Below are 1782 nucleotides of genomic sequence, written 5' to 3'. Positions count from 1 at the left end.
CGGCCAACTTGCCAATCAGCAGCATAAAAGCGGGTATCAGCGGCGCTGTCACCAACATGAGCAACCCTGAAGTCCAATCCAGCGGCCACACCACCAGGAGGATACATACCGGAATACATGCGGCCTTAACCAACTGAGGCAAATATTTAGAAAAATAGGCATCTAGCTGCTCAACGCCCTCACCAACAATATTAATCACTTCCCCGGTTGGCTGATGCGCCAGTGTTACCGGTCCAAGATTCAGCAAATGACTCACCAACCGCTGCCGTAACCTAGTCTTAATGACTGCTGCCAACTTACAGGCCGACACGCCCTCCAGATATGTAGCAATAGCCCGTAGCAATACAATACTAATTAAAAACCATAACAATCCGCTTACATCTGCCAGCTGTTGTTTACCTAAAAACAGTCTGTCAATGACTTGTGTAAGATAATAGGCCTGAACAATGGCCATCAGGCCGCCACCAGCACCCAAAGCGGCCACTGCCGCTAACAGATGAGGTTCCCTACCTGCCTGGCGACCTAACTGCCTGTCAATCAAAATCGCTCGCCTGCCTTTAAAGGGAAAACCGCCATATGGCGGTTTTCTCGCTATCGTCTTGAACAATATATACTACAATACCTTGTATATTCCTGCAGATTATCCAACTTTTTTCACTTAGTTACTAAACAGTAAAGCGGAATTGCGCCCAACGATTTGCAATCCCGCTTTTGTTCAGTTTTCTTAATTCTGCGGCATGGGACCAGTTTCTTCTAGCTGGTCAATATCCACATGCACGGTATTATGTTTTTCGAGATAAGTTACATAGGCTGTATTGCTGCCTTTATCAACATTTTCGATCCAGACATAATTATTACGGTATTTTACGCCAATAGTATCCGGAGACTTGAGAATTTCTTCGGCTCGCGACGCATCCATGAAAACCACTCCTTTTTACGAGTAGTATTTCACCTAACAGCAAACTTATGCTGATAGTTGTTTCTGCCAGAAACTGATCCTTATTGTACCATTGATGAGCTGAAAGTATCACAACTGATTAGGCTTTCGCTTTTCCGGATGCTATCGTCAGCCTACGCTATACCGACAAAGGCGGACAATCTTCCCTAAGCAGTCCAAATACTTCCAGGTCAACATATTTGCCTCCCAAAAAGGCTGCTTTCCGCAGAGTCCCTTCATACTGGTAACCACAGCGTTCAGCTACACGCCGGCTGGCTAGATTACCAGTCACCACCGTAACTTGCAGACGGGGAATGGGTTTTGATTCAAACAAAAAGGCAGAAAACAATGCCAGCGCCTCTCCCATATAGCCTTTGCCCCTGTCTGCCCGCTTAAAGATTTGGTACCCAACTTCATAACCAGCGCGGTAATCGGCATTTCTAAAATAGATAATTTCACCAACAATGTTGCCGGCATGATTTTCAATCAGCATCCGCCCAAAATTATCATGCCAAAATCCCTTTTCGAAAAACCCCCGACGAAAAGCCGGTTCGGCAGGAATGTCAATCAGCCAATATTCTCCCTTTTCCGAAACATCGGTCATTAATCTATAAATTAATTCTAGGTCTGTCTCCCGAACTGTCCTGAGACATACTTTGTTTCCCTGAAGCACACAGCCACACCCCACACAAACCACGCCTTTCTGTATCTCTTTATATGTTTCAGCATCTTTCAGTATTCCTAATTATCTACTATTATCATAAAAAAGTAAACCCTGATAGTAAGAGAGGAATAAAATTAGCTGTGGCAACACGACATTATATAAATATTTCACCCTTTAATAC

The 1782-nt window shown here is 44.4% G+C and carries 3 protein-coding genes; all 3 read right to left on the bottom strand.

Annotated elements, in window-relative coordinates:
* A partial coding sequence (locus tag AC29Z1_RS17510) for an ABC transporter transmembrane domain-containing protein (protein ID WP_488272724.1) occupies positions 1-607 on the bottom strand: 607 nt, incomplete at its 3' end.
* Positions 608-724: 117 nt separating this feature from the next.
* Positions 725-919 (bottom strand): H-type small acid-soluble spore protein, encoded by a 195-nt coding sequence (locus tag AC29Z1_RS17505; RefSeq protein WP_488272723.1) that lies wholly within the window; start codon positions 917-919, stop codon positions 725-727.
* Between the two features lie 157 nt (positions 920-1076).
* Positions 1077-1610: a GNAT family N-acetyltransferase gene (locus tag AC29Z1_RS17500; RefSeq protein ID WP_488272725.1), complete on the bottom strand. Its 534-nt coding sequence runs from the start codon at positions 1608-1610 to the stop codon at positions 1077-1079.
* Between the last annotated feature and the right edge of the window lie 172 nt (positions 1611-1782).

The organism is Sporomusa sp. (assembly GCF_057736855.1).
Note: the sequence above shows the minus strand (reverse complement) of the source record. Positions and strands in the feature narration are given on the sequence as shown.